Here is a 12,693-nt window from a genome sequence, read left to right on the forward strand (position 1 = left end):
CGAAGCGTGAGCCCTCGCCGCATGACACCGCCGAATACACCTTCGAGGAGATCCTCGCGAGGCTGGAACTGGGACGCCTGCAGGTGGAGGCCACGGAGGCCGGCTCTCGCCTCGTGATGACGCACGCTGAGGCGCCACCGCGAGAGCGCAGGCAGGGCGACTCGAAGGCACCGGCCCCAGGCGAGCGACGCACCTTCAAGCCGCTGAACTTGCCCACCCTCTTCCCGGAAACGGGGGCCGATCCTGATCCTCGTGGTGGGCGGCTTCGCCACCGACGCTTCGCTGCATCGTCAGGCACCTTTCTGGGAGGATGACGCCGCCGGCGGATACCTCATCTGGCAGGCCCTGGGCCGGGCGAAGCTGCTGCACAAGAAGGATGCGGGCTACACCCTGGGGCGCGGCGGGTTCTGGGATCCGGCGCCGCCGCGCACCCTGGGGCTCGCCATGACCTACGTGGGCTTCCGTCCGGCCCAGGGGGCCGTGGACTTCGATCAGGTGGTGCACCCCTGGAACATCCACCGCCTCGAAACCCTGGCCCAGGGCTGCTGGAGCCGCTCCATGGACCGGCTCAAGATCATCACCCTGGGCGAAGCCGCGCGCTTCATGATGTGCGCCATCGCCTACGGCATGCCGGGCATCCCCGTGCTGTCGCTGCCGGAGCCCACGCCGGACGAGCTGTCCCGCGACCTGGGCCACGATTCCACGGCCGGCCTGTGGCTGGACTGGGCCTCAGACCTGCTGGCCGTCGGCCGGAGCTGAATTCCCGCCGTGCCGCCGCGGGGTTGTGGCCCAGAGGAGCTGAATGGCCAGGAGCAGCAGCCCGGCATCCCGCAGGATGGACCAGCGCATGTCGGTCAGGCGCTCGGCCTGAGTCTTGGGGGCCGTGGCGCCGAAGCAGCCGCAATCCACGGGATGGTGCCGCACCAGATTGATGGACAGGGCCAGGCCGAAGGCTAGGAGCAGCGTCGCTACCCAGGTGGACGCAGCCCGCAGCCAGAAGCCCAGGCAGAGCGCCAGCCCGCAGAACAGTTCGAGCCAGGGCAGCGCGAGGGCCAGGGGGTTGAGGCTCCAGGCGGGAAAGAGCTCGTAGGCCCAGATGGACTTGGCGAAGGCGGGGGGGTCGGCGATCTTGGGCAGGGCGGCGCCGACGAAGACCAGTCCGAGCGCGATCCTCACGACCAGCGTCAGTCTCGGGTGCAGAAGGTGGCGCGACGTCGCGGGACTCATGGCTGCCCCTTCTCGATCGGATGCCCCTGAGACACCCAGCCCGGGTAGCCATCGTGGTAGATGAGCAGGTGGAAGTAGCCCTCGTTGAGCAGCTTCGCGGCGAGCAGGTGGGAATCCCGGCAGTCGCCGCCGCTGCAGTAGATGACGATGGGATCCTCCGCGCCGGGGTGCCGCGCGGCCTTGAACGAGATGAGGCGGTCCTCCAGATCCGATTCCCACACCGGCGTGCACCAGGCCTTGGCGATGTGGCCTTCCGCGAACTCCGCGCTGCGGCGGGCGTCGAGGAAGGGCGCGCCGGACTGGAAGGCCTTCCAGGCTTCGGCGCCGGTGATTTCACGGATGGGTGTGGAAGCCTGCGTTTCCTGCGGTTGCGGCGCTTCGGGCGGGGCGGTTCGTGGAGCTGCGGCCCTGGGAGGCGGCGTGGGCCGCTGAGGCTGGGTTTCGACGGCCGCCACGGAGGGCGCCGAGGCTGGTGCCGCAGCTGGGGCCGTGGGGGCCTGGGGCCAGGTCATCGGTGGCGGTGGCCCCAGCAGGGGGGAGACGGACCGCCTCCAGGATAGGCGCCGGGCGGGGGAAGCGAGGCCGTTGGAAACGAGTGCGGCGAGGACCGCCAGCGCCGCCAGGGCGAGGATCTGGGTGGACGGGGAGCGCAGGGAGATCGTCATCGACGGGCGGCGGTTCAAAGCACGATGTGGCGATAGCCGCCGGGGATCTGCTCTTTCAGCATCAGCTGGATGGTCCAGCGGCCGTCGGGAAAGCGTTCGAACATCGTGGCGCTCATGACGGATTCCTTCAGCCATTCGCGGATGTCTTCGTAGGTCCCGAAGACGGGCGGCTCCCAGGCTTCGCCTTCCGCCATGCGGCGGGCGGAGCCGGGCTTGATGCGGTCCATCAGGCGGGCGAGGGCTGTTTCGGGTTCCGGCATCATTCGCTCTGCGTCTCCGGTCCAGGTCCTGGTGAATCGAGCTCATCTTCCGCGCCGGCTTCCAGGGAGTGGATGAGCTTGCGCAGGGAGGCTTCGCTGCCCGAATCCAGGGCTTTCGAAAAGGCGATGGCCATGCCGCGCTCGTCGTTGCGCACCACGGTCCCCCGGGCCACGACGCGCCGTCCCGCGTCGCCGTTGGCGAGCAGGATGGCAACCCCGCATTGGCATCCGACGGGCAGCTGATCGCGTCCCTTGAGCAGGATGCCGCCCATGCTCAGGTCGATGGCCTCGGGGTAGGCGATGATCCGGTCGTCGGAGACCAGCTTCACGTGGTAGGCGATGGGAATGCGGCGGAAGCGCCGATTCCGGATGGGCGTCGTCATGGGTTATCCGGGCCTGGCCATGATACCCCAGGGCCCGCCGGGCGGGGTCTCAGGGCGCGGCCTCAGGGGCGGCAGGATCCTGATAGCCCTGGTCATGCACATCCATGACGGCCCGGCCCGAGGGATCGGTCATCTTCGCGAAGGCCGCATCCCAGCGCAGGGCCGTCTCGGTGCTGCAGGCGACACTGCGCTCGAAGGGCACGCAGTTGATGGCGGTGGCGCTGGGGAAGTGGTGTTCGAAGAGCTGCCGGTACAGGTAGGCCTCCTTCGTTTCGGGCGTCTTCACGGGGAAGCGCTCCGCCGCGCCGGCCATCATGGAATCGCTGACCTCGCGCTCGGCCGTGGCCTTGAGGGCGTTGATCCAGGCGTAGCCGACGCCGTCGGAGAACTGCTCCTTCTGACGCCAGAGCACCTCGTCGGGGATGGCGCCGTCGAAGGCCTGGCGCAGGGGGAACTTCTCGATGGGCCGCGGGCGCGGCGCGTTGCAGGGCAGCTTGACTGCCGGATCCATGCGCATGGCCACGTCGAGGAACTCGCGGTCCAGAAAGGGCACGCGGGCCTCCACTCCCCAGGCGGCGCTGGACTTGTTGGCGCGGGCGCAGTCGTAGAGGTGCAGCTTCTGGAGCTTGCGCACGGTTTCGAAGTGCAGCTCGGGGCCGTCGGGGGCCTTGTGGAAGTAGAGATAGCCGCCGAAGATCTCGTCGGCCCCCTCGCCTGAGAGCACCATCTTGATGCCCATGGCGCGGATCTTCCGCATGAGGAGGTACATGGGCGTCGAGGCCCGGATGGTGGTCACGTCGAAGGTTTCCACGTGGTAGATCACGTCCGAGAGGGCATCCAGACCCTCCTGAACGGTGAAGTGGATCTCGTGGTGGATGGCGCCGATGGCCTCGGCCACCTTGCGCGCGGGCGCCAGATCCGGCGCGCCCTCCAGCCCGATGGAAAAGGAGTGGATGCGGGGCCACCAGGCGGGCGAGGCGCCGCCCTCCTCCACGCGGCCCTCGCGGTACTTGGCCGCGATGGACGAGATGATCGAGGAGTCCACGCCCCCCGAGATGAGCACGCCGTAGGGCACGTCGCACATGAGCTGGCGCTTCACGGCGGCCTCCAGCGCGCTGCGCAATTTGGCCGGATCGTAGGGTTCCGAGGGCACGTGGCCGGGCTCGGCCCAGTCCGGCTGGTAGTAGCGCTGGAAGCCCTTGTCCGGTTCGTGGCCCAGGTAGAAGTGGCCCGGCGGCACCTCGCGGATGCGCTCGCAGTGGCCGACCAACGCTTTCATCTCCGAGGCGACGTAGAGGTGCTCGTGGCGGTCCCAGCCCACGTAGAGGGGAATGACGCCGATGGGATCCCGGGCGATGAGGTGGGTCTCGCGCTTGGGATCGTAGAGCACGAAGGCGAAGATGCCGTTCATGCGGTTGAGGAAGTCGCGGGGCGACAGCTCGTCGTAGAGGTAGAGGATCACTTCGCAGTCCGAGAGGGTCTGGAAGTCGTGCGGCTCCGTCAATCCTCGTCGCAGATCCTGGTGGTTGTAGATCTCGCCGTTGACGGCCAGCACCGTGCCCTGGAGGGTGTCCACGAGGGGCTGGGCGCCGTGCTCCACGTCCACGATGGACAGGCGCTCGTGCACGAGGATGGCCCGGTCGTCGCTGTAGATGCCGCTCCAATCGGGGCCGCGGTGGCGGATCTTCCGGGCCATGGCCAGGGCCTGACGCCGGAGTTCGGCCCCGTTCGATTTCGCCGGGTCCAGGTTGAGGATGCTGAGGATGCCGCACATGGCTTGCTCCAAAAAGGAAAAACCCCGATCCGCTTTCGCGAATCGGGGTGGTCCGGGGTGTCAGGAATCTAGGAGAGACCCTCGCCGGCCCACGCGCGATCCGCGCGAGGGAGCCGATTGGTATTGCGGTTGAACCGCTGGAAGGAGGGGGTCATGAGTTGCCTGTCATGAACCTTATCGGCGGCTTTCCCGGATCGTCAAGGATGGAATGTGAAAAGTTGGAGATGGTTGCGCTTGATGATGAAATGGTGGGGTTGGAGGCATGCATGAAAGCCCTTTTGAAAACCAAGCGCGAAGAAGGCATCTGGATGGGCGAGGTTCCCATGCCGGAAGTGGGGCCCAACGACGTGCTGATCCGCGTGCACAAGAGCGCCATCTGCGGCACCGACGTCCACATCTACAACTGGGACGAGTGGGCCCAGAAGACCATTCCCGTGCCCATGGTGGTGGGCCACGAGTACTTCGGCGTCATCGAGAAGGTGGGCGCCGAGGTCGAAGGCTACAAGCCCGGAGACCGCGTCAGCGGCGAGGGTCACATCACCTGCGGCCACTGCCGCAACTGCCGCGCGGGCAAGCGCCACCTCTGCCGCAACACCGTGGGCGTGGGCGTGAACCGCACGGGTTCCTTCGCCGAATACCTGAGCATCCCGGCCTTCAACGTATTCAAGGTGCCCGACAACGTGCCCGATGACGTGGCCTCCATCTTCGATCCCTACGGCAACGCCGCCCACACGGCCCTCAGCTTCGACATGGTGGGCGAGGACGTGCTGATCACAGGCGCCGGCCCCATCGGCATCATGGCGGTGGCCATCGCCAAGCACGTGGGCGCCCGCAACGTCGTCATCACGGATGTGAACGAGTACCGCCTGGACCTGGCCCGGAAGATGGGTGCCACCGTCGCCGTGAACCCCATGAAGAAGAACCTCACGGAAGTCATGAAGGACCTGGGCATGACCGAGGGCTTCGACGTGGGCCTGGAGATGAGCGGCAACCGCAACGCCTTCGAATCCATGCTGGAGGCCATGCACCACGGCGGTCGCATCGCCCTGCTGGGCATCCTGCCCGGCGACTGCGCCATCGACTGGAGCCAGGTGATCTTCAAGGGGCTCATCCTGAAGGGCATCTACGGCCGCGAGATGTTCGAGACCTGGTACAAGATGGCCGCCATGGTCCAGAGCGGCCTGGACATCACGCCCGTCATCACGCACCACTACGGCATCGACGACTTCCAGAAGGGCTTCGACGCCATGCGCAGCGGGCAGTCCGGCAAGGTCATCCTGGATTGGGGCGTGAAATAACCCCTGGTTCAAGTCAGGCCTTCAGCCCGCGCCGCCGCGGCTGAAGGCCTGGCTTTTCATCCCGTGAATCGATCTATCCCAGGCCCAGGAGATCCCATGAACGGCCGCATTTATCTGGCGGACGCGCAGAAGCGGTTCCAGGAATCCCGCACCCAGTGCGAGCGGGCCCTGGCCCAGGTGCCCGCCGAGCTTTGGAATGTGCGCCTGGATCCCGAATCGAACAGCCTCAACACGTTGCTGCTGCACCTGTCGGGCAACCTGCTGTCGCGCTGGAGAGGGTTCCTCACTTCGGACGGCGAAAAGCCGGACCGGGATCGGGACTCGGAATTCGAGGATCCGGAAGGTCTGACGCAGCAGGCGCTGATGGACCGGTGGACCCGGGGCTGGACCTGCCTCTTCGAGACCCTGTCGAGCCTTTCCGACGAAGACCTCGATCGCATCGTGACCATCCGCTCCCAGCCCCTGACGGTGGTGGAGGCCATCAACCGGCAGTTGGCCCACTATGCCTACCACGCGGGCCAGGTGGTCTTCCTCGCCAAGCACCTGACCGGGCACCTGGCCGGCGGACTCTGGCAGACGCTGAGCGTGGCCAGGCACGGCTCCGCCGCCTTCAACGCCGAAATGGCCAAGAAGCACGGAATCTAGCGCAGCGGCTGGGGTTCGGGCACGGGCGGGAAGGTGCTTTCCGCCAATGGGGCGCCGTCCTTGATGAGGATGTCGGCGGCGAGGCCTTCGCCGCCGGGCTGCAGGTCCGTGCCGAGGCAGATGAGGTAGTACTCGTCCAGCTTGGTGTTGAAGCGCTGCCTGGCGGGGCCGCGCTTCACGGGGACGTCCTCGATGGGTTTGCTGACGTAGGCACGGTAAAGGAAAGGGTGCCCCCAGGGCGTTTCCGGCACCTGGTCGAGGTACTCGGGCACCAGCTCCTGGGTGGAGAAGGGGTACTCGCCGCGCTTGGTCTTGTAGCGGGTGAGGGCGTCCGTGAGGCGCTTCATGGCTGCCCTTACCTGTTTCTGCCGATCGGCCATGTCGCGGGCGACGAAGGCTTCGATGAGGTAGAGATCGCGCTTGGCCTGCTGGGCGGCCTCGCTGTCGGGATAGCGCTGGGTCAGCTGCTTCATCATGGCCCGTGCCTCCAGGCTGCGGCCTTCGAGGTTCAGCTTGCGGGCTTCTTCATAGAGGTTTGCCGGGAGGCGGGGATCCTCGGAGCTGCATCCAGCCATCAGGACCAGCAGGGCCAGGGCAGGGACGGTTCGGGACAGGCTCATGGCCTGAACCATAGCAGAGCCCCGGCCCTCGTTGAAGTGGCCCGCATTGAAGTAGGCCGCGGGGCGGGCTTGCCTCTAACATGGGAGGAAGGGGGGGCTCATGACGGACAGACCGATGCTGGTGGGCATCGTGGGGGGCTCCGGCAGCGGCAAGACATCGGTGGCCATGGAGCTGGTGAAACGACTTCGCAAGAAGGCCATCGCCACGATGCTGCTGGACATGGACGCCTACTACGCGCCCCTGGAGGTGGTGAAGGGCCGCTTCGACGGTCGGCCCGTGAACTGGGACCATCCCCATGCTTTCGATCTGGAGCTGATGGCCACCCACCTGTCGGCCCTGCACCGCGGCGAAAGCATCCGGAAGCCCAAGTACGACTTCACCCTCTCGGACCGCACCGGCTGGGAGGATCCGATCCCGCCCGGCCAGGTGGTGATCCTGGAGGGCCTGCTGCTCTTCGCGCTGCCCGAGCTGCGCGACCAGCTGGATGTGCGGGTCTTCGTCGACACGGACGCGGACATTCGCATCCTGCGCCGCATCCGCCGCGACACCCGCGAGCGGGGCCGCAGCCTCGAAAGCGTCATGGATCAGTACGAAAACAGTGTGCGTCCCATGCACCTCGAATTCGTCGAACCCAGCAAGCGCTGGGCCGACCTCATCGTTCCCACCGGCGTGGAGAACCGCACCGCGCTGGATGTGATCCTCCATCACATCTGCAGCCGCGTGCTCAATCAGGAGGGCAGTGCCCGTGTTTGAATCTGGTCCCCATCTGGATGCCCAGGCCTTCCAGGCCCTCGATCCGGCCCTCGTGCAGCTGCTGGATGTCCGCGAACAGTGGGAATTCGACCGCGCCCACATCCCTGGATCCATCCTCATCCCACTGGCCCAGCTGGTGGAGCGCTGGAACGAGCTGGACCCCGCCAAGCCCGTGGCTGCCTACTGCCATCACGGGATGCGGAGCCTCCAGGCCCTGCGCTTCCTGCAGAGCGTCGGCTTCAAGGACCTGGCGCACCTGTCCGGTGGCATCGACGCCTACAGCCGTCTCGATCCGTCCGTGCCGAGGTACTGATGCGATTGCTGCACCGGCATCCTGAGGGTTTCAACCCCACGACGCCCTGGGTGCAGGAATCCGAAAGCGTGCGCCAGGACTCGCGGCTCTTCCGCCAGATCGTCGCCCAGCGACGCAGCCCCCACACAGGGCGGAACCACGCCTTTTACCGCCTTCAGGGGCCGGACTGGGTGAACGTGGTGGCCTTCAACCGGGTCGGCGAGCTGATCGTCGTCGAGCAGTTCCGCCACGGCATCGACGAAGCCACCTTGGAGATCCCGGGCGGTGGCTGCGATCCCGGCGAGGCGCCGCTCCAGGCGGCCCAGCGCGAACTCCGCGAGGAGACCGGCTATGTATCGGAGCGCTGGATCACCCTCGGATCCTGCACGCCGAACCCCGCGACCCAGAACAACCGCTGCTACTCCTTCCTGGCCCTGGACTGCGATCCGGAAGGGGCCCTGGATCTGGATCCGGCGGAGGAACTGCAGGTCTGGGCCTGCACCTGGCCCGAGTGGCAAGCCCGCATGCGCCGCGGGGAGATCCACCACGCGCTGGTGCTCACGGCCTTCCAGCTGCTCAGCCTCTGGGAGGGCTGGCCCGATCTGTTGCGCCGTCTGGAGGCCTGACGTGAAGCGCTTCGCCCTGCTCCTGCCCTTCTGCGCGGCTCTGGTGGCCCAAGCTCAAGCCCTAGCCCCGGCTCCGGCCGTGCCGCCCTGCCAGATCGCGGGCACGCCCAACGCGCGCTTCGAGGCCGAGCTGGACGCGGCCGTGCGGTCGCTGCAGTCGGCGGATCGCAAGGCCTTCTTCAAGGCGCTGCGGGCCAAGCAGCGGGAACTGCAGTACCGCATCCTGGAGGTCGAGCGCGGTCTTCAGCAGGCCCAGTCCCTGCGAAACACATTGGAGCGCGAGCATTCCCCGAACCTGCCCCAGGGCCAGGCCCTGGTGGAAGGGCAGGCGCGGCTGTTGGCCGCCTTTCGGGAGATGGACAAGGTCATCGCGCGTACGCGCTGGACCGAGGATCCCATGAAGCTCGATGCGGACGAGCTGAAGGTGGACCTCTACGGCGGCTTCCAGTTCTCGAGCCTGTTCAGCGAACCGGATCAGAACGGTTCCTTCTTCTCGAGATCGCGCCCCTTCGTGGCCCTGGACATCCGCCAAACCTTCCGCCGCCCGGCCCAGGACACCTGGTGGGAGGTCTTCAGCACCCTGGCCTTCCAGTCCTCCAGTTTCGAAACCTCCGAGACCCTCAACGTGATCACCAGCAGCGGCCAGTTCCACGGCGACGTGGGGCTCTGGTGGATGACCTCGCTCACCGAGCGCGTGAGCTGGGGCGTGATGGGGACCGCCGGCGTGGTGGGCTACAGCAAACCCATCTCCCAGGCGGATCTCACCAGCAGCTCGCGCGACGAGTTCCACAACCGCTTCAAGCTGGGCCTCACGACGCGCCAGGAGGAGGGCGCCCTCAAGGGATCCTTCGCCGAGTGCTCGTACCTCCGCGATCCGCTGTTCCGCTCCCAGGACCGGCTCTATCTGCGGGGCCGGGTGGTGCTCACCCAGTTCGGCTCCCAGGGGGCCAGCGGCGACTTCTACATGGAAGGCTCGGTGAACAAGGGGCGGCGCGGCAAGGATGAGGCCGTCATGCTCGTGGGCCTGCGGCTCAGCACCGTGGCCTTCTTCCGCAGCCTGGGCGGCGGCGCCAAACCCTGAGGGGCGCCGGGACTCAGCTCACCCCGGGGGCCGGGAAGACCCTGCTGCCTTTTCCTAAGGGCTGCCGGGCGCTAGTCTGGAAGGTGATTCCAGATGAGGAGTGCCCATGGCCAGCGAATGCTCGTTTGATGTCGTCTGCAAGGTGGACCTGGACGAGGTGAAGAACGCCCTCTCCCAGGCCATGAAGGAGATCGGCCAGCGCTACGACTTCAAGGGCTCCGTCTCGAAGATCGAGCTGAAGGACGACAAGGTGCTGGTGCTCACCAGCGACGACGAGGTGAAGCTCAAGGCCGTCATCGACGTGCTGCAGACCAAGCTGCACAAGCGCGGCGTCAGCATCCGCAGCATGGTCTACGGCAAGATCGAGCCCGCGGCGAAGGGCAGCGTGCGCCAGGAGGTCACCATCCAGCAGGGCATCCTCGTGGAGAAGGCCAAGGGCCTCATCAAGGCCGTGAAGGACGCCAAAATCAAGGTGCAGGCCAGCATCCAGGGCGATCAGCTCCGCGTGAGCGGCAAGAGCCGGGACGATCTGCAGGAGGTGATCGCCCTCTTCAAGAAGGACGACCAGGGCCTGGACCTTCAGTTCACGAACTACCGTGGCTGAGCCCGTGAGCCGGCTGGACCTCGCCCGCTACTTCGTGCCCATCGCCCCCAAGCTGGCGGGCGTGGAGGCGGAGCTGCAGCGCATCCTGCAGAGCGATGTGGAAGTGGTGCAGAAGCTGGCGGACCACGTGCGCGGCGGGCAGGGCAAGCGCCTGCGCCCAGCCCTCGTGATGCTGTCCTCGCGGTTCTGCGGCCTGCAGAACGACGACGACGTGCGTTTCGGCGCGGTGTTCGAGCTGATCCATACGGCCACCCTGGTGCATGACGATGTCATCGACCACGCCCAGCTGCGCCGCGGCATGCCCACGCTGAACCGGCTCTGGGGCAACACCCTCACGGTGCTCTTTGGCGACCTGCTCTACTTGGTGGCCATGGGCGAGGCCATCGCCTGTCGCAGCTGGCGGATGATGGAGATCCTGGCGGAAGTGACCACCCGCATGACCGAGGGCGAGCTCATCCAGAACGACGTGCTCTTCAAGCTCGACACCAGCCGCAAGGACTACTTCGACATCCAGGAGCGGAAGACGGCCCTGCTGTTCAGCGGCTGCACCGAAACGGGGGCCGTGCTCACGGGCCGCGGCGAAGCCGATTGCCGGGCCATGCGGGGCTACGGCCTGGAGGTGGGCCGTGCCTTCCAGCTCATCGACGACCTGCTGGACTACACCGCCACCAGTGCCCAGCTGGGCAAGCCGGCCTTCAGCGATCTGCGCGAAGGCAAGCTCACCCTGCCGATGCTCACGCTCCTCGAGAAGGCTCCGGACGAGGTGCGTCCCCTCATCCGCACCATCTGGGACCGCGGCGAGGAAGTGCCCATCCCCGAAGGGGAAGAGATCAAGCTGCGCGCCCTCATCGAGAAGCACGATGCCCTTGCCGAGACCCGCGAGCTGGCCTTGATCGCGTCACGCAACGCCGTGGCCCACGTGGCCGGGATGTCGGGCGATGCGGCCACGGGCGACCTGCTCCAGGAGATCCCTGAAGCCCTGCTTTCGCGCAGCATGTAGACGGTCAGCGCCTACTTCGTCAGAGCCTCGATCAGGGACTGGAACCGCGGTAGCGCTCGGAGGGCGTCCAGATCCCCGTCGTGCTGGAACCAATCCTTCTGCGAGAGACCGCCGGCCGCGGCCTTCTCCAGGCAATCCAGGGCCTCGTCGGGATCGCCGGCCAGGGCGTGGATGCACCCGAGGTTGTAGAGCAGCATGGGGTCCTCGGGGTCCATCTCCCTGGCCATGCGGGCCCAGGCCAGGCCTTTGTCCCGCTCGCCCAGGGCCACCAGGGCGTTGGCGCCCAGGTAGCGGGCGCGCACATCGTCCGGTGCATGCTGCAGGCGAGCCTCGACGAGCGCCAGGCCCGCCTTCCTGGCCCGCTCGGCCTCATCTTCCACGCCCAGGCTGTGGTAGACCTGGGCCACGAGCAGGATGGCCTGGAAATCCTCGGGGCGCAGGGCCGCGGCCCACTCGAAATACTCGATGGCCCGCTCGGCCTTGCCCGCCGCGAAGCAGTGCCTGGCGTAGAAATAAGCCGCCTCGTACAGATTGGGATCCAGGCGGAGGGCGGTCTCGAAGGCCTCCTCGGCCTCCTCGGGAAGCCCCGCCGCCGACAGGGCCAACCCACGTGACGCGTGAGCCTCGGCCAGGTCCGGATCTAGTTCCAGGGCCTTCAGGCTGCAGGATTCCGCCAGCTGGCGCTGAGGTTCCGCGCGCTCGATGTAGATGTAGGAATAGGCGGCGCAATTGGCCAGCCCCGCCCAGGCCGAGGCGTATTCGGGGCTGACATCCAGGGCGCGGCGGAACATCTGGGCCGCGAAGCCCATGCCTTGGCGGTTGAAGCGGAAGTAGTACTGCCGGCCCCGCAGGTAGTAGTCGTAGGCCTGGGGATCCAGTGCCTGTTTTGATCGCGGGGTGAGGGTCAGGTGCAGGGCCTCGGCGATGCCCTTCGTGACATCGCCCACGGTCTCGAACAGATCCTTCGGCTGGAACGTGCAGGTCCGGGACCAGAGGACCAGCTCCGAAGGCACCTCGACCAGTTCGGTGCTCAAGGTCCGGGATCCGCCTGATTCGAGCAGCTCGCCACTCAGGACGAAGTGAACGCCCAGGCGGCGGCCGACCTCCACGGGGGAAAGGCCGGAGCCTCCGTAGAGGAAGGAGGTCGTCCTCGAGATCACGCGAAGGCCTTCCACCCGGTTCAGCGCCAGCAGCACCTCTTCCGCGATGCCCTCGCCCACGTGCCCCTCGTCCTCCTTCTGGGGGAGGTTCCGGAAGGGAAGCACGGCCAGGCTGGGCTGGTGCAGGCGCGATTTCGGGTGGCGCAGGGCCTCTTTCGCCGTGAGGCCCGGCTTCATCGGGTGGGATTTGACCAGTCGCAAGGGCATGTCCGACCTCCGGGAAGGATATGCATCGGAGGAGCCCCGGCGCCGGCCGTACACAGGCCGTTTCGGCTCTGTGCAGCGGCCTTTGCGGATCGCGCCC

At 67.0% G+C, this 12,693-nt stretch carries 16 protein-coding genes; 9 read left to right on the forward strand and 7 right to left on the reverse strand.

Annotation, left to right across the window (positions count from 1 at the left end):
* Nucleotides 1–255: 255 nt before the first annotated feature.
* Nucleotides 256–759: a hypothetical protein gene (locus QSJ34_RS03475; RefSeq protein ID WP_285570377.1), complete on the forward strand. Its 504-nt coding sequence runs from the start codon at nt 256–258 to the stop codon at nt 757–759.
* Here the strand turns inward: QSJ34_RS03475 and QSJ34_RS03480 are convergent.
* The 5 genes from QSJ34_RS03480 to asnB are packed head-to-tail and all read right to left on the reverse strand — an operon-like array spanning nt 730 to nt 4,309.
* A complete protein-coding gene (locus tag QSJ34_RS03480) occupies nt 730–1,227 on the reverse strand; it encodes a MauE/DoxX family redox-associated membrane protein (RefSeq protein WP_285570380.1) in 498 nt (165 codons plus the stop codon). The genes QSJ34_RS03475 and QSJ34_RS03480 overlap by 30 nt on opposite strands.
* Complete coding sequence (locus tag QSJ34_RS03485; RefSeq protein ID WP_285570383.1) at nt 1,224–1,892, reverse strand: rhodanese-like domain-containing protein; 669 nt, start codon at nt 1,890–1,892, stop codon at nt 1,224–1,226. Before QSJ34_RS03485 ends, QSJ34_RS03480 begins: the two co-directional genes overlap by 4 nt.
* A 14-nt stretch (nt 1,893–1,906) precedes the next feature.
* Entirely contained in the window at nt 1,907–2,152 is a 246-nt protein-coding gene (locus QSJ34_RS03490) for a hypothetical protein (protein WP_285570386.1), read from the reverse strand.
* A complete protein-coding gene (locus QSJ34_RS03495; RefSeq protein WP_285570389.1) occupies nt 2,152–2,535 on the reverse strand; it encodes a PilZ domain-containing protein in 384 nt (127 codons plus the stop codon). Before QSJ34_RS03495 ends, QSJ34_RS03490 begins: the two co-directional genes overlap by 1 nt.
* Before the next feature lie 49 nt (nt 2,536–2,584).
* Nucleotides 2,585–4,309: an asparagine synthase B gene (gene asnB, locus QSJ34_RS03500; protein ID WP_285570392.1), complete on the reverse strand. Its 1,725-nt coding sequence runs from the start codon at nt 4,307–4,309 to the stop codon at nt 2,585–2,587.
* Between the two features lie 266 nt (nt 4,310–4,575).
* Between asnB and tdh the strand changes: the two genes are divergently transcribed.
* Both tdh and QSJ34_RS03510 read left to right on the forward strand, forming a co-directional pair.
* Nucleotides 4,576–5,607, forward strand: coding sequence for an L-threonine 3-dehydrogenase (gene tdh / locus QSJ34_RS03505; protein ID WP_285570395.1), 1,032 nt, complete (start codon nt 4,576–4,578; stop codon nt 5,605–5,607).
* A 96-nt stretch (nt 5,608–5,703) separates the two neighbouring features.
* Complete coding sequence (locus tag QSJ34_RS03510; RefSeq protein WP_285570398.1) at nt 5,704–6,252, forward strand: DUF1572 family protein; 549 nt, start codon at nt 5,704–5,706, stop codon at nt 6,250–6,252.
* On the opposite strand, the gene QSJ34_RS03515 is transcribed toward QSJ34_RS03510, so the two are convergent.
* A complete protein-coding gene (locus tag QSJ34_RS03515) occupies nt 6,249–6,872 on the reverse strand; it encodes a hypothetical protein (protein ID WP_285570400.1) in 624 nt (207 codons plus the stop codon). The genes QSJ34_RS03510 and QSJ34_RS03515 overlap by 4 nt on opposite strands.
* Before the next feature lie 100 nt (nt 6,873–6,972).
* On the opposite strand from QSJ34_RS03515, the gene udk reads away from it, so the two are divergent.
* The 6 genes from udk to QSJ34_RS03545 all read left to right on the forward strand — a co-directional run bounded on the left by udk (nt 6,973) and on the right by QSJ34_RS03545 (nt 11,229).
* Entirely contained in the window at nt 6,973–7,626 is a 654-nt protein-coding gene (gene udk, locus QSJ34_RS03520) for a uridine kinase (protein ID WP_285570403.1), read from the forward strand.
* Complete coding sequence (locus QSJ34_RS03525; protein WP_285570406.1) at nt 7,619–7,939, forward strand: rhodanese-like domain-containing protein; 321 nt, start codon at nt 7,619–7,621, stop codon at nt 7,937–7,939. Before udk ends, QSJ34_RS03525 begins: the two co-directional genes overlap by 8 nt.
* Nucleotides 7,939–8,544: an NUDIX hydrolase gene (locus tag QSJ34_RS03530; RefSeq protein WP_285570409.1), complete on the forward strand. Its 606-nt coding sequence runs from the start codon at nt 7,939–7,941 to the stop codon at nt 8,542–8,544. The genes QSJ34_RS03525 and QSJ34_RS03530 overlap by 1 nt, the downstream gene beginning before the upstream one ends.
* Nucleotide 8,545: 1 nt before the next feature.
* Nucleotides 8,546–9,625 (forward strand): hypothetical protein, encoded by a 1,080-nt coding sequence (locus QSJ34_RS03535; protein ID WP_285570412.1) that lies wholly within the window; start codon nt 8,546–8,548, stop codon nt 9,623–9,625.
* A gap of 106 nt (nt 9,626–9,731) precedes the next feature.
* Nucleotides 9,732–10,229 (forward strand): YajQ family cyclic di-GMP-binding protein, encoded by a 498-nt coding sequence (locus tag QSJ34_RS03540; protein ID WP_285570415.1) that lies wholly within the window; start codon nt 9,732–9,734, stop codon nt 10,227–10,229.
* Entirely contained in the window at nt 10,222–11,229 is a 1,008-nt protein-coding gene (locus QSJ34_RS03545) for a polyprenyl synthetase family protein (protein ID WP_285570418.1), read from the forward strand. Before QSJ34_RS03540 ends, QSJ34_RS03545 begins: the two co-directional genes overlap by 8 nt.
* 11 nt (nt 11,230–11,240) lie before the next feature.
* On the opposite strand, the gene QSJ34_RS03550 is transcribed toward QSJ34_RS03545, so the two are convergent.
* Nucleotides 11,241–12,596 carry a TPR end-of-group domain-containing protein gene (locus QSJ34_RS03550; protein ID WP_285570420.1) on the reverse strand — a complete coding sequence of 452 codons (1,356 nt, stop codon included), beginning with the start codon at nt 12,594–12,596 and terminating at the stop codon, nt 11,241–11,243.
* Between the last annotated feature and the right edge of the window lie 97 nt (nt 12,597–12,693).

The organism is Geothrix limicola (assembly GCF_030268085.1).
Taxonomy (GTDB): Bacteria; Acidobacteriota; Holophagae; order Holophagales; family Holophagaceae; genus Geothrix; species Geothrix limicola.